Annotated in this window: 20 protein-coding genes; all 20 read left to right on the forward strand. The window is 34.2% G+C overall.

Annotated elements, in window-relative coordinates; genetic code table 11:
• Positions 1–170 precede the first annotated feature (170 nt).
• The 20 genes from PBV87_RS10220 (at position 171) to PBV87_RS10315 (ending at position 24602) form a co-directional block, all read left to right on the forward strand.
• On the forward strand, positions 171–1553 hold the full coding sequence (locus PBV87_RS10220; protein ID WP_271012180.1) for an ABC transporter substrate-binding protein: 1383 nt from the start codon (positions 171–173) through the stop codon (positions 1551–1553).
• Between the two features lie 66 nt (positions 1554–1619).
• Positions 1620–2522 (forward strand): carbohydrate ABC transporter permease, encoded by a 903-nt coding sequence (locus PBV87_RS10225; RefSeq protein WP_271012181.1) that lies wholly within the window; start codon positions 1620–1622, stop codon positions 2520–2522.
• Complete coding sequence (locus PBV87_RS10230) at positions 2515–3348, forward strand: carbohydrate ABC transporter permease (protein WP_053984629.1); 834 nt, start codon at positions 2515–2517, stop codon at positions 3346–3348. The genes PBV87_RS10225 and PBV87_RS10230 overlap by 8 nt, the downstream gene beginning before the upstream one ends.
• A 30-nt stretch (positions 3349–3378) precedes the next feature.
• Complete coding sequence (locus tag PBV87_RS10235) at positions 3379–5265, forward strand: glycoside hydrolase family 2 TIM barrel-domain containing protein (RefSeq protein ID WP_271012182.1); 1887 nt, start codon at positions 3379–3381, stop codon at positions 5263–5265.
• The gene (locus PBV87_RS10240; RefSeq protein ID WP_271012183.1) at positions 5249–6202 is read left to right on the forward strand and encodes a beta-galactosidase small subunit; all 954 of its coding nucleotides are present in this window, start codon (positions 5249–5251) and stop codon (positions 6200–6202) included. The genes PBV87_RS10235 and PBV87_RS10240 overlap by 17 nt, the downstream gene beginning before the upstream one ends.
• Positions 6203–6315: 113 nt before the next feature.
• Complete coding sequence (locus PBV87_RS10245; protein WP_053984626.1) at positions 6316–6747, forward strand: hypothetical protein; 432 nt, start codon at positions 6316–6318, stop codon at positions 6745–6747.
• Positions 6748–6791: 44 nt separating this feature from the next.
• Positions 6792–7808 (forward strand): A/G-specific adenine glycosylase, encoded by a 1017-nt coding sequence (mutY, locus tag PBV87_RS10250; protein ID WP_271012184.1) that lies wholly within the window; start codon positions 6792–6794, stop codon positions 7806–7808.
• Positions 7809–8125: 317 nt separating this feature from the next.
• Positions 8126–9007: a LysR family transcriptional regulator gene (locus PBV87_RS10255; RefSeq protein ID WP_053984624.1), complete on the forward strand. Its 882-nt coding sequence runs from the start codon at positions 8126–8128 to the stop codon at positions 9005–9007.
• Between the two features lie 252 nt (positions 9008–9259).
• Positions 9260–10294: an anaerobic sulfite reductase subunit AsrA gene (gene asrA, locus PBV87_RS10260; RefSeq protein ID WP_053986319.1), complete on the forward strand. Its 1035-nt coding sequence runs from the start codon at positions 9260–9262 to the stop codon at positions 10292–10294.
• Positions 10287–11081 carry an anaerobic sulfite reductase subunit AsrB gene (asrB, locus tag PBV87_RS10265; protein ID WP_053984623.1) on the forward strand — a complete coding sequence of 265 codons (795 nt, stop codon included), beginning with the start codon at positions 10287–10289 and terminating at the stop codon, positions 11079–11081. The genes asrA and asrB overlap by 8 nt, the downstream gene beginning before the upstream one ends.
• 11 nt (positions 11082–11092) lie before the next feature.
• Complete coding sequence (asrC, locus tag PBV87_RS10270) at positions 11093–12142, forward strand: sulfite reductase subunit C (protein WP_053984622.1); 1050 nt, start codon at positions 11093–11095, stop codon at positions 12140–12142.
• A gap of 216 nt (positions 12143–12358) precedes the next feature.
• Complete coding sequence (gene hemA / locus PBV87_RS10275) at positions 12359–13591, forward strand: glutamyl-tRNA reductase (protein WP_271012185.1); 1233 nt, start codon at positions 12359–12361, stop codon at positions 13589–13591.
• A gap of 78 nt (positions 13592–13669) precedes the next feature.
• The gene (gene hemC, locus PBV87_RS10280) at positions 13670–14575 is read left to right on the forward strand and encodes a hydroxymethylbilane synthase (protein ID WP_271012186.1); all 906 of its coding nucleotides are present in this window, start codon (positions 13670–13672) and stop codon (positions 14573–14575) included.
• On the forward strand, positions 14572–16068 hold the full coding sequence (gene cobA, locus PBV87_RS10285) for a uroporphyrinogen-III C-methyltransferase (protein ID WP_271012187.1): 1497 nt from the start codon (positions 14572–14574) through the stop codon (positions 16066–16068). The genes hemC and cobA overlap by 4 nt, the downstream gene beginning before the upstream one ends.
• A gap of 235 nt (positions 16069–16303) precedes the next feature.
• Positions 16304–17263 carry a porphobilinogen synthase gene (gene hemB / locus PBV87_RS10290; protein ID WP_271012188.1) on the forward strand — a complete coding sequence of 320 codons (960 nt, stop codon included), beginning with the start codon at positions 16304–16306 and terminating at the stop codon, positions 17261–17263.
• Positions 17264–17279: 16 nt separating this feature from the next.
• Positions 17280–18575, forward strand: a complete 1296-nt coding sequence (hemL, locus tag PBV87_RS10295; protein ID WP_271012296.1) for a glutamate-1-semialdehyde 2,1-aminomutase — start codon at positions 17280–17282, stop codon at positions 18573–18575.
• Positions 18576–18801: 226 nt separating this feature from the next.
• Complete coding sequence (locus PBV87_RS10300; protein ID WP_271012189.1) at positions 18802–19245, forward strand: hypothetical protein; 444 nt, start codon at positions 18802–18804, stop codon at positions 19243–19245.
• 213 nt (positions 19246–19458) lie between these two features.
• Entirely contained in the window at positions 19459–22098 is a 2640-nt protein-coding gene (locus PBV87_RS10305; protein ID WP_271012190.1) for a translation factor GTPase family protein, read from the forward strand.
• Between the two features lie 169 nt (positions 22099–22267).
• Entirely contained in the window at positions 22268–23569 is a 1302-nt protein-coding gene (locus PBV87_RS10310) for an RNA polymerase sigma factor (protein ID WP_271012191.1), read from the forward strand.
• Between the two features lie 22 nt (positions 23570–23591).
• Positions 23592–24602, forward strand: a complete 1011-nt coding sequence (locus PBV87_RS10315; RefSeq protein ID WP_271012192.1) for a phosphotransferase — start codon at positions 23592–23594, stop codon at positions 24600–24602.
• The last annotated feature ends 34 nt before the right edge of the window (positions 24603–24636 follow it).

The following is a 24636-nucleotide window of genomic DNA, read 5'->3' on the forward strand; positions in this document are numbered from 1 at the left end:
GACTATGTAAAACATAGTCTTTTCTTACTTTATGATAAGATTTCTTACCATTTATCAAGTTATTAAAAGGTTAGAAGTAGAAAAAAATCAATAAAAATTAATATATTTCATGGTAAAAAAATGTGTAAAAGTATAAATTTTAGATATCAAATTACACAGGAGGGGTAGTAATGAAAAGAAAGTTATTTACAGCTGTATTAAGTGGTCTAATGGTAGCGTCATCATTAGTAGGATGTGCAAGTGGGGGAGTTAGTGATACAGAGAAAACAGATAGTACAGTAGCGGATACATCTTCTAATGAAAACAAACAAGAGAGTGGTAGTAATACAGAAAAGAAAGAGAGTTTAAGTGGAACACTTACTTTTGCTATTTGGGATAATAACTTAAATGATTTTATTGAAGAAAATGATATGATAGGAAAATTCCAAGAACAATACCCAGATATTGATATCGAAGTAGAAAAGATTAAAGATGATAGTGAATACTGGAATGCCATGAAGATGCGTTCATCTGCTAACCAATTACCAGATGTTATGTTTAATAAACCTTTTACATTAGCAAGATTTAAAGATTACTTAGTAGATCTTTCATCAACAGAGGCTTGTGCAAATAATGAATTAGCGGAAGGTTATGCAATTGATGGCAAAGTATTAGGTATTCCTATGACTTCAGGCTATGAGTATGTGTACTATTGGAAAGATATGTTTAAAGAAGCAGGGGTAGAGGTACCAACAACATGGCCAGAACTTGAAGAAGTAGCAAAAAAACTACAAGATTACTATGGAAAAGATAATAAAGATTTTATGGCTATTGCATGTGGTTTAAAAGATGAATGGCCAGACTATCCTTATATGGAATTTATGCCAGCTCTAGAATCAGGTAATGGACAAAACTGGAATACAATGGCGTCACAAGATGAACCATTTGCAGAAGGAACAGATGTTTATAAATCTTACGAAAAAATTTATAGATTATTTACATCAGGTGTACTTGGAAAAGACCCATTAGGTCTAGGAAATGATCAAGTAACTTCATTATTTGCAACCAAACAAGCAGCGATTATTGCATTAGGTGACTGGGGACTTCAAAATATCCAAAACAGTGGAGAAGATATTTTAGAACTTGGCACATTCTACTTACCAGCAAGAAATACAGTAAGTGATCCATATAATGTCATTGTACAAGGTGACTCTTTCATGGGTGTAACCAAACACTCTAAAAATCCAGAAGCAGCAATTGCTTTTGTAGAATGGTTCTACTCTGATGCATGGTACCCAGACTTTATTAACTATGTATCTTCAGCATCTTCAATGTCTAACTTCCCTAAAGACAAAGATCCTATTTTAGCGCAAGCAGATGAGCTATGCCCTGATAAAGTACTTATTATGTATGATGGCGGTGGCGATAACTTTATGGCTATCCAAAATGAAACAACTTTTGACTATAAGAAGTTAGGGGCTCAAATGTTAACACAAGGCTTTGATTTACAAGCTACATTTGGGGATTTGAATAGCAAATGGACAAAAGCAAGAGAGAAACTAGGGATTCAATAAGTAAATAGAAGATCTAAATATGAGGACTTAGTAATTAAGTCCTCATATTTGAATAGGGGGGCAGTCATGAATCAATTAGCTAAATCAAGATGGAAATTTATCATTATATCACTTATTATTCCTATTACACTTCTTATTGGTTTCGTTGTATTTCCGGGAATAGATTTAATTAGAATGAGCTTTACAAATTGGGATGGATATTCACCTAATAGCCAATTTATTGGATTAGATAATTATATTTCTATGCTACAAAATAAAGACTTGTGGTTATCTTTAAGAAATAATGCAGTGTATTTCTTTGTGCATTTACTCATGATTGTAGTAGAACTTGCCTTTGCTGTATTACTAACAAGTAAATTGCGTGCAGCCAAGTTTTATAAAACTATGGTATTTTTACCCTACATTATCAATGGAGTAGCTATTGCTTATGCATTTTCTTATTTCTTTTCACCAATAAATGGTGCTTTTGATGCTATTTTAGAATTTTTTAACTTAGAAGCATTTATTCGTAGTTGGTTGTCAGATCCTAAGGTTGTTAACTTTGTATTATCAGCAGTATCTGTTTGGCGCTTTAGTGGTTACCATGTCATTTTATTTATGGCGGCACTACAATCTATACCTCAAGATATCGAGGAGTCAGCAAGAGTGGATGGTGCAAACCAATGGCATTTGTTTAGATATATACAAATCCCATCTATTATGCTTATGGTAGATTTTGTACTCTTTGATAATATTAGAGGGGCTCTACAAGTATTTGACATTCCGTTTGTTATGACATCAGGCGGACCAGGATATGCATCTTCTACCTTTACTTTGTATACTATTAAAACGGCTTTTACCTTTTCGAACTTCGGGCTTGCAGCAACAATGGCAGTAGCTATTATGGTTATGATTATTATCATTTACTTCATACAAAATAAAATCATTCATGGCATTGTATTAAAAGAGAGGAGGGAGAAGAATGTTTAAACGTACGATGACACAAGTACTTAAGCAAATCATTTGTATTGGTATGGTTATTGTTGTTATTGCCCCTATACTTCTTACATTATTTGCAGCACTTAAAACAAAGGGAGATATGGCGACTACATCACCTCTTCTCTTACCTAGCTTTGATCGTATTACATTTGATAACTTTAGAAAAGTATTTTCTGATAAATACTTATTGATAGGATTTAAGAATACAGGAATTATCTTAGTCGTTTCTATTTTCTTTAATGTTATTTTTGGTACAATTACAGCTTTTGTTATTGAAAGATTTGATTTTAAATTTAAGAATTTTATTATTATGCTTTTCTTTATGGGCATGCTGATTCCTAGTTTTGTAACAGAAATAGCAAGATTCCAAATTATTCAAGGTCTTAACTTATATAATACTTTGGGTGCGCCTATTGTTATTTATGTCGCTTCAGATTTAATGCAACTTTATATCTATAGGCAATTTATTTCAAAATTACCGGTTTCCTTAGATGAAGCCGCACTAATAGATGGATGCTCCTACTTCGAATTATTTATTAGAATTATTTTTCCACTTCTTAAGCCAGCAACGGCAACAGTATGTATTATTAAAGCCATTAATATCATTAATGATATGTACATTCCTTATTTATACATGCCAAAAAATAAGTTGCGTACATTAACAACATTTTTAATGGATTATGCCAATGCACAACAAGGATCTTGGCAAACGCTAGCAGCAGGTATCATTATTATTATGATTCCAACTGTAATCATTTATATATTCTTCCAAAAATATATTTTAGCTGGAGTAGCTGCTGGAGCCGTAAAAGAATAAGAGAAAAGAGGAAGAAGAAAGGAAGGTATGATGGAAGCAGAAATAAAATGGTTAGATAATCCAGAAATTTTTCGTGTAAATCAATTAGCAGCTCATAGCGATCATACTTTTTATGAGAGCGAAGAGGCTTATCATAAGGGGGAAAGTGCACTTTTACAAAGTTTAGATGGTAAGTGGCGATTCGCCTATTCTGAAAATAGTAAGGTGAGGCCAGTAAGCTTTTATGAAGTAAGCTTTAATGATGAAGCATTTGATACAATTCAAGTGCCAGGACATATTGAATTAAGTGGTTATGACAAGATACATTACATCAATACAATGTATCCATGGGAAGGACATATTTTTAGAAGACCAGCTTATATCTTTGATGAAACGAGAGAAGGCATTGGATGTTTTTCAGAGGCAGCGTACAATCCAGTAGGTTCTTATAGAAAGTGTTTTGATTTAGATGAGGGGCTTAGAGAAAAAAGGGTATGTATTCGCTTTGAGGGTGTAGAAGAAGCCTTGTATGTATGGCTAAATGGTCATTTTGTAGGATATGCAGAAGATAGTTTTACACCTTCAGAGTTTGACTTGACACCTTATATAAAAGCAAAGGGGAATATACTTGCTGTAGAGGTACATAAAAGAAGTACAGCAGCCTATTTAGAAGATCAGGATTTCTTTAGGATTTTTGGTATATTTAGAAGTGTGATTTTATATGCCAAACCAGTTATGCATATTGAAGACATTTGGATTAAACCCGTATTACAAGAAGATAATGTAACGGGGCAAATAAGTGCAGATATAAAAATATCTGCTAAAACATTTGTTGGAAAGGTAAAAATGATACTTTGTGATAAAGATGGAAGCTGTATCTTAGAAAAAGAAGCTGCAATCGATCAACAGGTATGTTTTATGGTGGAAAAGATAGAACAGGTTAGTTTATGGGACTATCATAATCCCTATTTATACACTTTGATTATAGAACTTTGGAATGAGACAAATCATTTGGTAGAAATTGTTCCTTATCAAGTTGGATTTAGAAGGATTGAGATAAAAGATAAATTAATCTTATTAAATGGTAAACGCTTAATACTTAATGGTGTGAATAGACATGAATGGAATGCAAACAGTGGGCGATGCATTACTATAGAGGATATGCAATGGGATATTGAATGTTTAATGCGAAATAACATAAATGCAGTTAGAACCAGTCACTACCCTAGCCAAATACCATGGTATACAATGTGTGATCAACATGGTATCTATGTTATGGCAGAAACCAATTTAGAATCTCATGGTTCATGGCAAAAGATGGGAGCAATAGAACCTTTATGGAATGTTCCAGGAAGTCATCCTAAATGGAAGGATGCTGTGTTAGATAGAGCAAAAACAAACTTTGAGACTTTTAAAAATCATCCTTGTGTTCTATTTTGGTCATTAGGAAACGAATCTTATGCAGGCAACAACCTTTTAGCAATGCATGAGTATTTCAAAAAGATAGATCCATCCAGACTTGTACACTATGAAGGTGTATATCATAACCCTAAGTATAAAGATACTATTTCTGATGTAGAAAGTCGTATGTATGCAACACCACAAGAGATTAGAGCCTATTTAGAAAATGAACCTAAAAAGCCTTTTATATTATGTGAGTATATGCACGATATGGGAAACTCTTTAGGCGGGATGAAGTGCTATATAGATTTAATTGATCAGTATGAGATGTATCAAGGGGGATTTATATGGGATTACATTGATCAAGCGCTTTGGGTAGAAGATGAAATTACTGGGAAAATGGTATTACGTTATGGAGGCGATTTTGATGATAGACCTTCTGATTATGAATTCTCGGGTAATGGAATTGTATTTGCAAATCGTACTGAGAAACCAGCGATACAGGAGGTAAGCTATTATTATGGACTGTACAAATAAATTTAAAATAGTATATGGTGATGTAACGTTAGGTGTACTGGGTGAAGGATTTCATTATATATTCTCTTATCAGTATGGTGGATTAGAATCTTTAGTTATCGAAGGTAAAGAATGGCTTTATCGTACGCCTAAACCTACTTTTTGGCGTGCAATGACAGATAATGATAGAGGCAGTGGGTTTGGTATAAAATCTGGAATGTGGTTGAGTGCAGATATGTTTATGACATGTAAGGATATAGAAATAGCTATTGATGGAGAAAGAGTGCCTCAAGTCATAGCACCTTTTAATAATCGATTTATAGGAAATGAAACAGCTAATGAATTAAGCATAAGTTTTATCTATGAAACGATTACAGTACCTAAAACAGAAGTAAAGGTAAAGTATGATGTTACAGCAAACGGAGAAATTAAAGTTCATGTACATTATTTTGGAAAAGAAGGATTACCAGAACTTCCGGTATTTGGTATGCGCTTTGTGGTGCCAACTGCAGCAACGGGTTATACTTATGAAGGCTTATCAGGAGAAACTTATCCTGATAGAATGGCGGGAGGAAAGCTTGGGGTGTATCACGTAGAAGGCTTACCTATTACACAGTATTTGGTGCCACAAGATTGTAATGTACATATGGAGACAAAATGGCTAGAGATTTATCGTAGTAAAACCTTAAATAATGCCGATAAAGATGAAGTCACAACTAAAATACGTTTTTCACAAGGAGAGAAACCTTTTGCATTTTCTTGTATTCCTTATACTGCAGAAGAGTTGGAAAATGCAACTCACCATGAGGAGTTACCACTTGCAAGAAGGACTGTAGTAAGTATCTTAGGAGCTGTAAGAGGTGTAGGAGGTATTAATAGTTGGGGAGCAGATGTAGAAGACGGCTATCGTATAAGTGGTGAACATGACATAGTGTATTCTTTTATAATTTCGAGATAAATTAAAACAAGTAGAGAAGTGGCGATAGCCACTTTTTTATTAGAGAAAAAAGAAATAATATGATAAGATTTAAAAAGATAGAACCAGTTATCAAGAAGCAAGGGGAGCTTAGCATGAAAATACAATATTTTAAAGATCAAAAGCATGAAGAAAATTTTTATTCGTTACTTGAGCAAGCAGAGTTGTTAGGCTTAGAGAAAAGGGGAGAAAGGTTTGAGAGCTTATCTGAACAAATGAAAATACTCCGTTTTGAGGATAACATAGAGAAAAAACAGGTTGCCTTTTTATATCTAATTGCTCTTTATCAAGATGATTTTATAACCTACGAAGGAATGCCTTTTTATGTAGAAGTTTATGAAGAAATAAGCCTGGATGGTCCAGTTTATTTATTAGATGAAAAAGTTGGGAAGCCCACATATGAGCATGAATGGGGTGTTTACTATGGAAAAAAAATACTTCAAAATGAGCGAATTAATTTAGAAGAGGTTCCAAAAAATATGAAGAAGTTTGTAGAAAATGCTATGAAGATGTGTGGTTTGGTATAAAATATAAAAAAGACCAATAGAGAAGAACAAGAAAGGAAAGACACGTGAGCTATCAACAATATTTACTAGAATGGTTTGACAAAAATAAAAGACAAATGCCTTGGAGAGAAAGAAGAGATGCTTATAGTATTTGGGTTTCAGAAGTGATGCTTCAACAAACTCAAGTGGATACAGTAAGGCCTTATTATGAAAGGTTTATGGAGCGTTTTCCAACGGTAAAGGATTTGGCTAGTGCCGACAAAGAAGAAGTCTATACTTATTGGCAAGGATTAGGTTACTACAGGCGAGCAGACAACTTACATAAGGGTGCAAAAGTTGTAGCTGAGCAGTATGATGGTGTGTTTCCAATGGAAGCTAGATTGGTAAAAGATATACCAGGAATAGGACCTTATACTATGGGAGCAGTTTTAAGTATTGCTTTTAACTTGCCTTACCCAGCTGTAGATGGCAATGTAATGCGTGTTTTATCACGTCAATTTTTAATAGATGATGATATTGCTGTAGCTAAGACACGTAAGATTTTTGAAGCAAAAGTGATGTCATTGATGCCTGAAGACGCAAGGAATTTTAACCAGGCATTAATGGAATTAGGTGCTCTTATTTGTACACCGAAAAATCCTAAGTGTAATATATGTCCAATGCAAACATTATGTATGGCTTATCATGAAGGTGCACAAACAGAATATCCTGTTAAATCAAGTAAAACAAAAGCAGAGCCAGAATTTTATAAAGCGCTTGTTATTAAAAAAGAAGATAGTATTTATCTAGAAAAAAGAAAAGATGAAGGACTCCTGGCATCACTATGGGGAGTACCTCTTATTACACTAGAACAATGGGAAGTTGTTCAAAAGATGGGGATTGAATTTGAAGTATTAGATCAAGTGAAGCATGTGTTTACTCATAGAGTTTGGATGATGAGCCCTATTGTTATAGAGTATAATGAAAAAGTACAGGAAATAATAAATCGAATTTTACAAAATACTGGTGAGTTTGTGCCTGAAGGTCAAATTAAGGAGTATCCTGTAGCAACGGCTTTTACAAAGATTTTAAGAAAGTTGTAACAAATATTAAATTATGGGTGGAAATTTTTTAAAACTATAGTATAATAAAGTTATATCAATTATATGATATTTCCATTTCACTTAGGATTAAGATTGAAGTAAGACAATAGTGCTGTACTTCATTTCTTAATCCTATAAAACAAAAAGATATTGAGTACTCAAAAAGAGTGGAGGCAGAATACGGTTCTGATCCACTCTTTTATTATATGTTTTGAAACATTTAATAGGAAAGGATAGTGTAGAAATATCCCGAAAAACGTGATATACTATAACCTATACACTATATGAAATTATAGACTTGAAAAGGAGGGAGAAAAATGTTAGAAGAACTTAAGACTTTTATACAAGTAGTGAAGGATCGTAACTTTACAAAGGCAGCAAAAAAAGTAAACTTATCACAACCTACTGTAAGTTTGCATATTAAAAGACTTGAGAATTACTTTGATACTACCCTCATAAAACGATCAAGTAAGAGTAAAGAAGTTTTGATAACAAAAGAAGGTCAGCTTTTATATGAGAGAGGCCAAGATTTAATAGCAGGTATAGATTGCTTAAAGGAAGATATATTTAAACTTAGTCATCATGCTAAGAAGAAAATAGTAGTAGGTGCAAGTAAGACCATAGGTGATTATTATTTACCACCTCTTATTGGTGCCTTCTCAGAGGCATACCCTCATGTACAATTAGAAATCTTAATCGAAAATACTGCTCATATTTGCGATATGATGAATGAGGGAGAAATACAAATAGGATTAATAGAGGGTATAGATCCGTATTATGACTTTATAAGAGATTACTTTTATGAGGATAAAATGGTTATTGCCGTAAGTAATCAATCAAAGCTGGTTGAAAGTCCTGTTAACTTATCAGATTTAAATGATCAAGTTTGGATTAGTAGGGAAGAGGGCTCTGGTACTCAAGAGTACTTAAATCTCTTTTTGAAGATGCATCATATTACACCAAGAAATGTAATTGTATTCAATAGTAACTATGCAGTAAAGGAAGCAGTTAAGAATGATTTAGGCATTACTATTATATCGGAATGCGTGGTTAGCCATGCAGCCTTTGACAAAGAACTTACAATCTTACCTCTTGAAATAGAGCCTAAACGTAACTATTCATATATTTTACCTAAAGACAAAGTACTTGATGAAGATGTTGAAGCATTTATCAGAATACTTAAGGAATATAAACGATAAAGGATAGACTTTTGTATAACGTCAGTGAGTTATATAAGAGTCTATCTTTTTTTATTAACATATGTTAGAAAAATATCAAAGTCAATATGTAAACCTATAAATAACCATTACAAAACATAATGGTTAGCATTGAAATGTTAAATTGTAAAGTTGTCTATAGCTATAGGCAGGGGGGGTAAATAGGCATATAATAGAGATACAGCACTCCGTTAAAAATGTAACGGGGGGAATATGCGAATGGAGGACAAGAAGATGGGCTATAAATTAAGCTTTGAAACAGTTAACAGTCTCTTTAACGAATTAAGAAAAGAGTACAAAATTTATGCACCAAAAAGATTTCCAAAAGCAGGACGTTACTCAGATACAGATATTATCCGTTACGCTGAGATCAAAAATGTAGAAGAAATCGTATTTGACGAAAAATCTGACTATCCAGCAAAAGATGTGGTTTCACCAATCACTCAAACTTTATTCTACTTCACAGAAGATGAATACCGTGAAGCTAAAGTTCACGATAAAAAAGTTTTAATCTTTGCTAGACCTTGTGATATTAATGCACAAATGAACCAAGATAAAATTTTCTTAGAAAACGGTTTTGAAGATACTTTCTACAAACGTATGAGAGATAAAGTAAACTACGTAATGATGGAATGTTCTTCAAGTGAAGATACATGTTTCTGCTGTTCAATGGGAACAAACAAAACAGATAACTATGGCTTAGCTGCTCGCTTCGAAGACGGACAAGTTCTTATTAGCGTTAAAGATGAAAAATTCGCTCCTTACTTTGAAGGTAAAGAAGAAGCTGAATACACAGTTAAATTCATCGAAGAAAACCAAACAAAAGTTACAATCCCAACAATTCCAAACAAAGAAGTTCTTAACAAACTTAAAGAACATGAAATGTGGAATGAATTCAACAAACGTTGTATCAGTTGCGGAAGCTGTACAATTGCTTGTAGCACATGTACATGTTTCACAACAACAGATATTGCTTACAATGAAAATGGTTCAGTAGGTGAAAGAAGAAGAACTGCTGCATCTTGTCAAGTTGCAGGATTTGACGAAATGGCTGGTGGTCATGACTTTAGAAAAACAACTGCTGCTCGTTACAGATATAAAACACTTCACAAAATCCATGATTACAACGAAAAATTTGGCGAAGGCCATATGTGTGTAGGTTGTGGTAGATGTACGGAAAGATGTCCAGAGTTCATCTCATTCTCAGCGACAATCGAAAAAGTAAACAAAGCTGTAAAAGAAATCTGCGGAGGTGAATGCAATGCATAATGAATTAATGCCAGTAGCTTGTCAAATTCTTGAGTTCAAACAAGAAACAGAAACAGAATTCACAATTAAAGTTGCAACAGGTGACCTTAAAGTTGAACATGGTCAATTCTGTCAATTATCACTTCCTAAAATTGGTGAATGTCCAATCTCTGTAAGTGATTACGGCGATGGCTGGATGGATTTCACAATCCGTGCAGTTGGTAAAGTAACTGACGAAGTATTCAAACTTGAAGCAGGTGATACTTTATTCGTTCGTGGTGCATACGGTAAAGGTTGGCCAGTAGATCAATTCAAAGGTAAAAACGTTGTAATCATCGCTGGTGGTACAGGTGTTGCTCCAGTTAAAAGTATGATCAACAAATTTGCAAATGAAGAAGGTTTCGCACAAAGCGTAAACATCATTGCAGGTTTCAAAGATGAAAACGGTATCCTTTTCAAAGATACACTTAAAGTTTGGGAAGAAAAATTCAATACTATCTTCACATTAGATAGAGATGAAAAAGAAGGATTTAGAACAGGTCTTGTAACTAAATTCATCGAAGAAATCCCATTCAAAGATTTTGGTGATAACTATGAAGTAGTAATCGTTGGACCACCAATCATGATGCATTTTGCAGGTCTTGAATGTGTAAAACAAGGTATTCCAGAAGAAAAAATCTGGGTTTCATTTGAAAGAAAAATGTCATGTGCAATCGGTAAATGTGGACACTGCCGTATCGATGAGACATACGTATGTCTTGAAGGACCAGTATTCAACTACACTGTAGCAAAACAATTAATTGACTAGGAGGCCACACAATGAATCACGATATTGATGTAAAAGCAACCAGAATTAACTGTTTCCGTCAATCTAAAATAGCTGGAGAATTCATGTTACAATTACGTGTTCCAGGTTCTATTATCGATGCGAAACATTTACAAGCTGTACAACATATAGCACAAACTTGGGGTGATGGCACATTCCACGTAGGTATGAGACATACACTTAATATCCCAGGTATTAAATATCCAAGCATTCCAGAAGTTAACGAATACATCAACGAATACATCAAAGAAGTAGAAGTTGTTGAATGTGACGCTGAAATGGAAACATGTGGTAAAGGTTACCCAACAATTGGTGCACGTAACATCATGGCTTGTATCGGTAACACACATTGTATTAAAGCTAATATCAATACACATGAATTAGCTAAAAAAATCGAAAAAGAAGTATTCCCAAGTCACTACCACATTAAAACAGCTGTTTCAGGTTGTCCAAATGACTGTGGTAAAGGTCACTTCAATGACTTCGGTGTAATCGGTATTGCTAAAATGAACTACGATAGAGATCGTTGTATCGGATGTGGCGCATGTGTTGAAGCTTGTTCACACCATGCTACTCGCGTACTTTCATTAGTAAATGGTAAAATCGAAAAAGATACATGTTGTTGTGTAGGTTGTGGTGAGTGTGTAATCGCTTGTCCAACAAGCGCATGGACACGTGATCCTCAAAAATTCTATAGAATCATGCTTGGTGGTCGTACAGGTAAACAATATCCACGTATGGGTAAAATGTTTGCTAACTGGGTAACAGAAGATGTAGTACTTTCTATCTTCAGAAACTGGCCAAAATTCTCTGCATGGGCACTTGATTACAAACCAGTTTACCTTCACGGTGGTCACTTAATCGATAGAGCTGGATACATCAAATTCAAAGAACTTATTCTTGAAGGTGTTGAACTTAATCCAGAAGCTCAAATTGCTGAACGTATTTACTGGCATGAAGATGAAAAACGTGCTAACATTAACGTTAAACCAATTGCTAAACACAATTCAGCAGGTCCTGGTAGCCAAGACGGTCACCACTAAGATTTAGTTTATAGAGTCTTTACAAAAGATAAACTAATTTGATATACATCAGATAAAATGGGCAGGGTATTATAGGGGGCATTCTATAATACTCTGCTTTTTTATTAGGTAAGTAATAATTATTATTATTTTGAGTTTAGTAGTATTTTTAACTGGTAATAAATATAGTATAATAAAGGATGCAAAAGTTTATTGACTTAAATTAAGAGGTGGATAATGGATATTGCAGTAATTGGACTGAGTCATGTTACGGCTCCAGTCGAAGTTAGGGAAAAAGTAAGCTTTACAGATTCTAAAAAGATGGAAATTATAGATATACTTTTAGAAAAGTCAAGCAAGGAACTTGTCATTGTTTCAACGTGCAATCGTAGTGAACTTTATATTGCAGCAAAGAACATTGAAAATGCAATAGAAGATGTACATGAGTTATTAAATACAATATTAGGACAAGAAGCAAAAAGCTACCTTTATATAGAAACGGGAGAAGAAGCAATTAAGCATCTATTTGATGTAGCAGCAGGTCTAAAGTCTATAGTTATTGGAGAAGATCAAATACTTGGACAGGTAAAAGATGCACATGCTTTTGCTATGGAGATAGGTGCTAGTGGAAAAGTGCTCAATAAACTATTTAGAGAAGCCATCACTTGTGGCAAACTTATTCGTAGTGAACTTAAAATATCAGAATATCCTCTATCTATTAGCTATATAGGTATTAAGTTTTTAAAAGAAAGGCTAGGAACATTAGCAGATAAAAAGATACTTGTACTAGGTGCAGGGAAAATGAGTAAACTAGCTTTAAAATATCTAGCTTTAGAAGAGCCAGAAGTAATCTATATTGCTAATCGTACATTCTGTAAAGCAAGTGATTTAGCAGATGAGATAGACAAGGCTATACCAGTAGGATTTGATAAACGCTATGAGTTATTACAAGAGGTAGATGTAGTAATTACTTCAACAGCTTCACCACACCTTGTATTGCTAAAAGAACAAATGCCACATTTAAACAAACCTCTTACTATATTAGATATTGCAATGCCACGTGATGTTGAGAGTCAAGTTGCTACATTAGAAGATGTAAGTCTTTATGATGTGGATGACTTACAAGATATATCAGATAAAAATAGTGCTAAACGCGAAGAACTAGCAGAGGAAGCAGCAAAAATAACTAGAAGCTATGTAGAAGAATTTATTACATGGCTTAAGATGACAAAAATTGATCCAACGATACAATCACTCAATGAGAAATGCCAAGAAATTCATAGAGATAGTATGCATTATATAGAAAACAAACTGGACCTTACATCAAGAGAACATAAAATTATTGATAAGATGATGATGGCCTCTTTAAAACGTTTAATCAGAGAACCTGTTAAAGCGTTAAAAGAAATGGATGACACAACGAAACAAGAAGCTTATATGTCTATGTTGCAGGAACTTTTTGACCTTTAAATATAAGTTCTTTAGTGCATAATAGAATAAAGGAAGCAAAAGATTGAAATTAAGCAAAAGATTAGGATGGTGACGAGGATGAAAGTTGTTGTAGGGACAAGAGGAAGTAAGCTTGCACTAACACAATCCAAATGGGTAGTTAGTCAACTAGAAGCTTGTAATCCTGAAGTAGAATTTGAAATAAAAATTATAAAAACTAAAGGAGACCTTATTCAAAATGTACCTTTAGATAAAATTGGAGATAAAGGACTCTTTGTAAAAGAGATTGAACAACAGCTTTTAGATAGAGAAATTGACTTAGCAATTCATAGTATGAAAGATATGCCAAGCGAAGTATGCAAAGGCTTACAATTTACTTATACACCTGTTAGAGAAGATGTAAGAGATGTACTTATCTTAAAACAACCTATTAATGATTTATCTGAACTTCCTCATGGTGCACGTATTGGAACAGGAAGTAAACGTCGTAAATATCAACTTTTAGAAGCTAGACCAGATCTTCAAATTGAACCGATTCGCGGAAATATTGATACACGTATTAGCAAAATTGAAACAGAAAACTTAGATGGTATTGTACTTGCGGCAGCGGGTGTTAGACGTATTGGAAGAGAAGATGAAATAGGCTATTATTTACCAGTAGATGTGGTTTTACCAGCACCAGCACAAGGAGCATTAGCTATAGAAATTCGCGAAAATGATGAACGTATTTATAACTTAATTCGTCCAATTGAAGATATGAAAAGTCAAATACAGATAGAGGCAGAGCGTGCTTTCCTTGCGGGTGTAGAAGGTAGTTGCCACTTACCAATTGGTGCTTATGCCAATCTTGAAGCAGGAAGACTTCATTTAACAGCTTTACTAGGTGATGAAGAGGGAACAAAACTTGTAAAACAAGCATTAACAAGTGAATGTGGTAGCATTGAAGTAGCTAGACAGATGGGGTATAAATTAGCAGACAGCGTAATGGAGGAGCTAAACAGATGAGTGGAAAAGTTTATTTAGTAGGTGCAGGACCAGGAGACTTTAGACTGTTAACTTTAAAAGGATTGGATTGTATTAAAGAAGCTGAAGTACTTGTATATGATAGATTAGCAAATGCAGAGTACTTAAAGCTTGCAAGACCAGATGCAGAATTAATCTATGTTGGGAAAGCTTCTAGCAATCATACAATGACTCAAGATGAAATCAACGAAGTCTTAGCTGTAAAAGCAAAAGAAGGAAAAGTGGTAACACGTCTTAAAGGGGGAGACCCATATGTATTTGGACGTGGCGGCGAAGAAGGTGAATATTTATTAGAAAGAGATATTCCTTTTGAAGTTGTACCAGGTATTACTTCTGCTATTGGTGGACTTTGCTATGCAGGTATACCTATTACTCATCGTGACTATACACCATCTTTCCATGTTATTACTGGACATCTTAAAGATGAGACAAAAGACCGTATTAACTGGAGTGCACTTGCGAGTATGCAAGGAACACTTGTTTTCTTAATGGGACTTAGTAATTTAAATAAAATTTGTACCAACTTAATGCAGAATGGATTAGCAGAATCTACTCCAGCAGCAGTTATCAATTGGGCAACAAGAGCCAATCAAAAAGTAGCAACAGGTACACTTTTAACAATTGAAGAAGAAGTGAAAAAAGCAGGGCTTACTTCTCCAAGCTTAATTGTAGTAGGTGAAGTGGTTCAGTTACGTGATAAACTTAATTTCTTTGAAAAACGCCCTCTCTTTGGAAAAAATATTGTTGTAACACGTTCTCGTACACAAAGTAGCGACCTTAAAGCTAAGCTTCAAGAGTTAGGAGCAAATGTTTTTGAAATTCCAACAATAGAGATTGTGGCAAGACAGACAGATGAGATAGATGAAACTTTAAATAGATTAAATGACTATACTTATGTTGTATTTGGTAGTCAAAATGCGGTAAGTTTATTCTTTGATAGGCTTTATGCATTACGAAAAGATGCAAGAGCACTTTCTAATCTTAAAGTTGTAGCAGTAGGAAGTGCTACTGCAAAGGTACTTGAAGGTTATGGTATTCGCTCAGACTTTATGCCAGAGCGCTTTACACAAGAAAGTATTGCTGAACTTTTAGAAAGTAAATTGACAAATGAAGATAAAGTACTTATGCCACAAGGAAGCCTAGCGCGTGATATCCTTTCTACACGTTTACAAACGATTTGCCAAGTAGAACAACTTTTAATGTATGACACAGTGCTTAATAAAAATTCTAAAGCCTTATTAAAAGAAATTTTAGATGAAGAGACTATTGATTATATTACTTTCACAAGTTCTTCAACAGCTAATAATTTAATGGCACTTTTAGATGAAGAATATAAAGAAAAAGTTAAGACAATAAAATGTATTTCTATTGGTGAAATTACAAGCAAAGCCATGAGAAACTTAGGATTAGAAGTATATAAAGAAGCAAATCCGTTTACCATAGAAGGTTTGATTGAGTGTTTATGTGAAGCATAAACAGATTTCTTAGTTCAGGTGGAGTTTTATACTCCATTTGAACTTTAGAAATCGTTATCTAGGGACGTAGCATCTGTTTACTCCAGTTTATAAAGGATGGAGTATTACGGATGGTAGTCATCAGATAAATAAATTTGCCAGACTTTGTATATTGGAGTAAAATTTAAAGGATGTATACTGATGTTATAAACAAACAGTATACAAAAAGTCTAATAGATAGAAAGAAGGCTATATGATGATTAAAAGACCAAGAAGATTACGTGGTAATTTAGCAATTCGAGAAATGGTAAGAGAAACAACATTAGAAAGAAGAAACCTTGTGTATCCTATCTTTGTAGTAGAAGGTACAAATAAAAAAGAAGAAATATCTTCTTTAAAGGGCATCTTCCATTATTCTGTTGACCGTTTAGAAGAAGAAATTAAAGAACTTGTAGACCTTGGTATTAAATATGTAATTTTATTTGGTGTGCCAGATGAAAAAGATGCTTTTGGAAAAGAAGCTTACAGTGAAACAGGTATTGTACAACAAGCTATTCGCAAAGTGAAAGAGCTTGCACCAGATATGTATGTGATTACAGATGTATGTATGTGCCAATATACAGACCACGGTCACTGTGGTATTTTAGATAAAACAGGAAATGTACAAAATGATGTGACACTTCCTTACTTAGCACGTATTGCAGTAAGCCATGCAGTTGCAGGTGCTGATATGGTAGCGCCATCTGATATGATGGATGGAAGAGTAGGTGCCATTCGTACAGCATTAGATGAAGCAGGATTTATGAATGTACCTATTATGGCTTATAGTGCAAAATACGCTTCAAGTTTCTATGGACCATTCCGTGCAGCAGCACATTCAGCACCAGCATTTGGAGATCGTAAAACATACCAAATGGATATTTCAAACACAGATGAAGCTTTACGTGAAGTAGAGCTTGATATTGAAGAAGGTGCAGATATTGTTATGGTTAAGCCAGCACTTTCTTATTTAGATATTATTAGACGTGTAAAAGATAACTTTAACATGCCTATTGCAGCCTACAATGTAAGTGGTGAGTATGCTATGATCAAATTAGCGGTAGAAAATGGCCTTTTAGATGAGAAAGCAATTTATGAAAGTGTGCTTTCTATCAAACGTGCAGGAGCAGATATTATTATTACTTACTTTGCAAAAGAATTATGTAAGTGGATATAGGATGGTGGAGATTACAATGGAGCATAAACGTTCAGCAGAGATTTTTGAAGAAGCAGTAAAGTATATTCCAGGTGGGGTAAATAGCCCTGTTCGTGCATTTAAATCAGTAGGAATTAATCCTATTTTTATTGATCATGCACATGGAAGTCATATTTGGGATGTAGATGGTAATGAATATATTGATTTTATTTGTTCATGGGGCCCTCTCATTTTAGGTCATAGCAATGAACAAATTACAGCGGGTATTGCCGACATGGTAGCTAAAGGAACAAGCTATGGTGTACCTACTGCTATTGAAGTTGAAATGGCAAAACTTATTGTAGATGCCTATAAAGGAATCGATAAAGTACGTATGGTAAATTCTGGTACAGAAGCGACAATGAGTGCTTTACGTGTAGCAAGAGGTTACACAGGACGTAACAAGATTCTTAAATTTGAAGGATGCTACCATGGGCATTCAGATGCATTACTTGTAAAATCAGGTTCAGGTACAATTACTTATGGTGTACCAACTAGCCCAGGTGTACCAGCTGATGTTGTTAAACATACACTTGTAACACCATATAACAATATTGAAGCATTAGAAGCTATCTTTAACGAACAAGGTGACGATATTGCAGCTGTTATTGTAGAGCCAATTGGTGGCAACATGGGACTTGTACCAGCAGAACGTGACTTCTTAGAAGCACTTCGTAAAATAACACAAGAACATGGTACAGTACTTATCTTTGATGAAGTTATTACTGGATTTAGAATTGCATATGGTAGCAGCCGTGAGTACTTTGATATTGAACCAGATATGGTATGCTTTGGTAAGATTATTGGAGGCGGCCTTCCAGTAGGTGCTTACGCAGGTAAAGCAGAAATTATGGATATGGTTTCACCAGTAGGACCAGTTTATCAAGCAGGTACATTGTCAGGTAACCCACTTGCTATGTACATTGGTAAGAAACAACTTGAATATTTACGTGATCATCAAGAAGTATACAAAGAATTAGAAGAAAAAGCGAACTACCTTGCACAAGGTATTCGTACACATTTACAAGATTTAGGCTTAAATTATCATGTAGCACAAGCTGGCTCATTAGTATGTCTGTTCTTCACAGATAAAGAAGTACGCAACTATGAAGATGCCATGACATGTGATACAGAGAAATTTAATCATTACTTCCAAGCTTTACTCGAACAAGGTGTTCTCGTTGGACCAGCTCAATACGAAGCAATGTTCTTAAGTACAGCACATACAAAAGAAGATTTAGATAAGGCACTTGTTGCAATCGGCAATGCATTACGTATAGCACACAATAAATAAAAATACGATACAAGTCAATCTGAGAATACCCTCTTCCTTAGAAATGGGTAGACTTAGGTTGGCTTGTATTGTTGTATGGCAAAATCTATTGACAATAAGGAAAAGCAGTTGTTTAAAAGAATATAAGGTTTAAGTGCAATAAAGTGGTAGAGTATAAATGAAAATATTTGTGATAAATTGACTATTACATAAAATTAATAGATAAAGAACAATAAGGAGAAACAAAATGGTAACAATTGGAACAGGAATGGCTGTTATAGGTGCACTAGGATTTATTGTGGCAATCTGGATTTTATTTGGCTATCTTTATTTCAAAAAAGGGAGCGTAAAAAAAGGTTTCTTACTTTTAATTATCTCTTTGCTACTTGTAGCCGGTGGCGTAGTTGTAGGTATACAAGGAGAATGGAATAATGCAGCAGAGGGAATAACACTATCAGAAGATGTGATTCAAATTATTGATAACATCAGTGTAGAGGATGCGTCACAAGAGCAACAAGCAAAAGTAGGGCAAAGCGTATACTTGAAAATCAATGAAGAGGATTGGACAAAATACGAAGATAAAATTATGGAATATTATGTAGCATGGCAAAAAAGCTTAAATGATCAGGTGGATGAAGAGATGCTTAAAACAGAATTTGAAAACTTAAGACAGAAAGCCCTTTCAAATTAAGTAAAGAGGAAAAAGATGATAGATATAAGGATATTCGGTGCTAATAGTACGATGAATCGTCTCATAAATCCTAGCTTGAATGAGGATTACTTAGGATGTTATAATATTAATAATAAGTAATAATATCAAATAGTAGCACACCTGTTGGTAAGGCTACTATTTTTCATATGATAAAGTATGGCAAAAATCAGGAAACGATAAGAGAGATTGGACATGAATAAATTAGTAATAGGAATACTAGCCCATGTAGATGCCGGTAAGACTACATTATCTGAGGGGATGCTTTACCTAAGCGGTAAGCTGAGGAAGCTTGGGCGAGTCGATAAAAAAGATGCGTTTTTAGATACGTATGAGTTGGAAAGACAAAGAGGAATCACTATTTTTTCTAAGCAAGCTGTGATGGATTTAGAAGATATACAAATAACTTTATTAGATACCCCAGGACATGTGGATTTTTCTACAGAAATGGAACGTACGCTACAAGTATTAGATTATGCGATTTTGGTGATAAGTGGAGCAGATGGGGTACAGGGGCATACTGAAACACTGTGGAGATTATTATCTAAATATAAAATACCTGTCTTTTTATTTATTAATAAGATGGATCAAGATGGAACAGACAAGGATAAGCTTCTAGAAGAATTAAAGAAGCGTCTTGATGAGGGATGTACGGACTTCTCAGATGAGCAAGGTGAGGACTTTTATGAAAGTGTGGCAGTGTGCGATGAAGGGCTACTAGAAGCTTACTTAGAAACTGGAAAAGTTGAAGATGAAGCTATAAGTGAGCTGATTGCAAAGCGTCAACTTTTCCCATGTTACTTTGGTTCTGCTTTAAAGCTTGAAGGAGTTAAAGAATTTATGGCAGGTATAAGTAAGCATGCAAAAGTGCCAGAATACCCTGAATCATTTGGAGCAAAGGTCTTTAAAATTGCAAGAGATGAGCAGGGGAATCGCTTGACTTATATGAAGATTATAGGTGGTAGTCTTAAAGTAAGGTCAGTACTTACGAAAGAAGAGGAAAAGGTTAATCAGATTCGTATTTATTCAGGTAATAAGTTTGACGCTATTAATGAGGCTTTGCCTGGGACAGTTTGTGCTGTAACAGGGCTTACAAAAACTTATCCAGGTGAAGGGTTAGGCAACGCCGAAGCGACTAATCAACCTTTGCTTGAACCTGTACTGACTTATCAAATTATATTACCTGATCAATATGATCCTGCAGCAGTACTACCAAAGCTATTACAGCTCTCAGAAGAGGATCCACAGCTTCATATCGTATGGGATGAAGCTTTACAGGAAATCCAAGCGCAGATTATGGGTGAAGTTCAAATAGAAATCTTAAAACATATGATATTAGAGCGATTTGGAATAGACGTAAGCTTTGGAGCAGGCAATATTGTTTACAAAGAAACAATTACTAATGCAGTAGAAGGGGTAGGGCATTTTGAGCCATTACGCCATTATGCAGAGGTTCATCTTTTGATGGAGCCACTACCACAAGGAAGTGGTGTACAATTTGCTACAGATTGTAGTGAAGATAATCTAGGTAAAAACTGGCAACGTCTTGTATTAACGCATCTACAAGAAAAAGAACATAAAGGTGTATTGACCGGTTCCGTCATAACAGATATGAAAATTACTTTAGTATCTGGTAGGGCACATAATAAACATACTGAAGGTGGAGACTTTAGAGAGGCAACTTACCGAGCGGTAAGACAAGGATTAAAGCAAGCACAGTCCATACTTCTTGAACCATTTTATGAGTTTCGTTTAGAAATACCAGAAAATATGGTTGGTAGGGCAATGATGGATGTTGAGAAGATGTGTGGAAAATCTAATCCACCAGATATAGAAAAGGGAATGGCTATACTAACAGGAACAGCTCCAGTAGTGACGATGAGAGATTATCAAAAAGAGGTTATAGCTTATACCAAAGGGCATGGAAGGCTATTTTGTAGCTTGAAAGGCTATGAACCATGTCATAATGCTGAAGAAGTCATATCAGCTTATGGATATGATTCAGAAGCTGATATTGATAATCCAACAGGTTCAGTATTTTGTGCCCATGGTAGTGGATTCCTAGTAAGCTGGGATAGGGTCTATGACTATATGCATATTGAATGCCGCAAGTTGGGAAATACTACCACTCAAGAAGTTACTATACAAAATGAAGCTTATTGGGAAGAAGAGAGCATTGGTACAGACGAAATAGACGCTATTTTAGAAAGAACCTTTTACTCTAATCAAAAAAAAGAATATGTACCTAGAAAACGTATGGGCAAGCGCAATGAATGGGCTACTCAAATGCCTATTATTAGAACGGCAAGTAAGCCTACAAGTAAAGAAGAATACTTACTAGTAGATGGTTATAATGTCATTTTTGGATGTGAAGAATTAAATGAGACAGCCAGAACACACATTGATGCAGCAAAAGATAGATTGTTAGACTTGCTTTGTAATTACCAAGGATATCATAAGTGTCATCTAATGGTTGTTTTTGATGCCTATCGTTTAGAAGGTCATCCAACAGAAATTTATGACTATCATAATATCCGTGTTGTATACACAAAAGAAGCAGAAACAGCAGACCAATTTATCGAAAAGTTTGCTCATGAGCATGCAAGTAAATATCGTATAACGGTAGCAACTTCTGATGGAACAGAACAAATTATTACAAGAGGTAAGGGATGTTATTTATTATCAGCAAAAGATCTGTATGAGCAGATGGCTCTTACTGCTAAGAAGTACTGGGAAGAGTATGAAGAGAAAAATAAAAGTGACAAAAATTATTTGATAGATAATATGCCAGAAAATATAGTAAAACAAATGGAAGAGATTAGAATGACTGAATAGAGTAAATCAGAGGAGCGCTTTCCTATAGAAGGGAGGTGCTTTTTCTATAGGCAGTAAAACTAATGCATAGAGATTTAATCAAAAAATAAATTTTAAAAGTGAACTTTTTAAGACTATTTTTCATCTTTATAGTTAGAACCGGTTCAAAAGATAGGAGAGGCAATACTGTATGAGAGAGGATAGGGAAGAATTTGAGCAACTTTTAGAACAGCATAAAGATGCCATTAGTAGGCTTGTTTATTACAAAATACCTATAAGAGAAGATGCAGAAGATATATTACAAGAGATATGGCTTATAGGTTATGAAAAGTATGAGATGCTAAGAGACAAAAAGCTTTTTAAAGCATGGATGCTTAAAATTGCTAGCAATGCTTGTTCTAATTATTACCGTAAAGTATTTAAAAGTAATGAAGTGGCAATAGATGAACAAATATTAGAAAGTACTTCTGTGAAAGATGCTAGGAAATGGAGAATGAGAAGCGCTTTAGAAGAAGAGGTAATAGATACGTTACAGCAATTAAAAGAAGAACAAAGAGGAATTCTTCAACTTTTTTATTATTATCAGCTACCCATTGCAGAAATTGCCACAAGGCTAGGCCTACCAGAAGGGACAGTAAAAAGTAGATTAAATACAGCAAGAAAAAACTTTAAAGCTTGTTATCCCTATTATAAAGATAAAAAAGGAGATGAAAAGATGAAAGAAAGTATTTTTCCAGAGATTAGTCCAACAATTACAATTGAGAAAATAGATGAACCAGAGTTTGCAGTAAGATGTATGCAAGATATAGGCTATTTTATTAGACCTATACTAGGAAATAAAGTCAAGTTTGCAGATTATAACTTTAGCGTATACCCAGAGATGAAAAAAGGTGGTGAAGTGGAGGTTACAGTAGAGGGAAGGGCTAGTATTCATGGCATAGACTGTGTAGAAGTTAAAGTACAAATGGCCGTACATAGCTATAAATATTATTTGCGAGAAACCGAAGACTATATCCAAACATTAGCAGCATGGGAAGAGGATGCACAGGGAGTGAAAAAATTATCTACATTTTTAGATGATGACTTTTGGGCATTCTGGGGGATAGGAGAAGATAATTGTGGGGAAGCCATATTGAAGAAACATGGTGGGTACATCCAGATGCAAGAAGATGGAAGCCTCTATAAAGAGCATATAGAAGCACATAATTATGATATAGTGGGAAGATATAAAGTAACTATTGGTAATCAAACTTATGATACGATTAGGCAGATCTATTTTAATCAGCATGATGAATTAGTAGAAAATTATATTTCTAGAGAAGGGAAGAATATTTTATTTAGAAGGTTTAACAAGTACAACTGGAATGTAGGAAAAGACGGAGAATATACAAAACCATGGACCCAAATGCTACCAGATACAGATAGAGTGGTACTAAATGGAGAAATTTATGTGCACTGGTATAATTGCTTACCAGACTATGTGATCAATTAATAAAGGCTAAAGAAGGGGAAGTATGTTTAGTTTGAGTGAGATAAAAGATATTTGCGATAAATTTGATATTGAATGCAATCAAATAAGTGATGTAATAGATACATCTAGAAGCGAAGAGGATAGACGCTATAATTATAAGATTAATAATAGCTATTTCTTAAAGATTAATAATAGTAAAGCAATTAATGAAGTGTTTTTAGAAGATATTATGAATTTAACTTTAAGATATAAGGAAATAGGAGTCTATTGCCCAAGCTTAATAAAAGATGAAAGTGGAAAATTAGTTTACTTTTATGAAAAGGAAGATATACACTATGCTTGTTATGTAGAAGAGTGCGCTCCCTATAAAGTTTATTCATCAAAAGGTAATACTATAGACTATACATTTAAGAAAGCTGTCGTAGGACATCTTGGAAAGTTAGCGAGACTATTTTCTAATATTAATTTATCACAAACTAAATCAATGTGGTCACTTATTGAATTAGGCCCATTTGATATAGATAGAGATGAAAAACAAGAAAATTTCGATACCCTTGTTAATGCGCTGAAAAAATGCCAAGAAGATATATTGACAGAAAAATTAATAATAGCCAATCAGCAAATTAGAAAACAGATTGAGAAGTTTCTTGAGCAATTACCTAGATGCGTCTACCAAGGTGACTTAAATGAGAGCAACATTCTAGTTGATGATGAGGGAGTATTCAAAGGGATTATTGATTTTAATATGTTTGGTACAGAGGTTAATATTAATTGTTTTCTGAATGAAACGATGTACTATTTAGAAAAAGTAGATTTTGATACCTTAACAGTGCAAAAAATATTTAGTAAGATGGAGCAAGAACAAGAAAAAATGCTATCTGAAATACTGAAATGCTATCAATTAAATAGTTTAGAACATACTGCGTGGAGGTATTATAAAAAGATTATTTATATGTCCTTTTATCCTAACGTATGTTTATGGAATTCAATGCTCTTAAAACATCAACATGTAGATAAGGTTTTAAAATTAATTAATATTATTTTAGAGATGTAATAAAAGAAAGCTTAATAAAAGATATTGACAGAAT

This window comes from Holtiella tumoricola (genome assembly GCF_027857615.1).
Taxonomy (GTDB): Bacteria; Bacillota; Clostridia; order Lachnospirales; family Cellulosilyticaceae; genus Holtiella; species Holtiella tumoricola.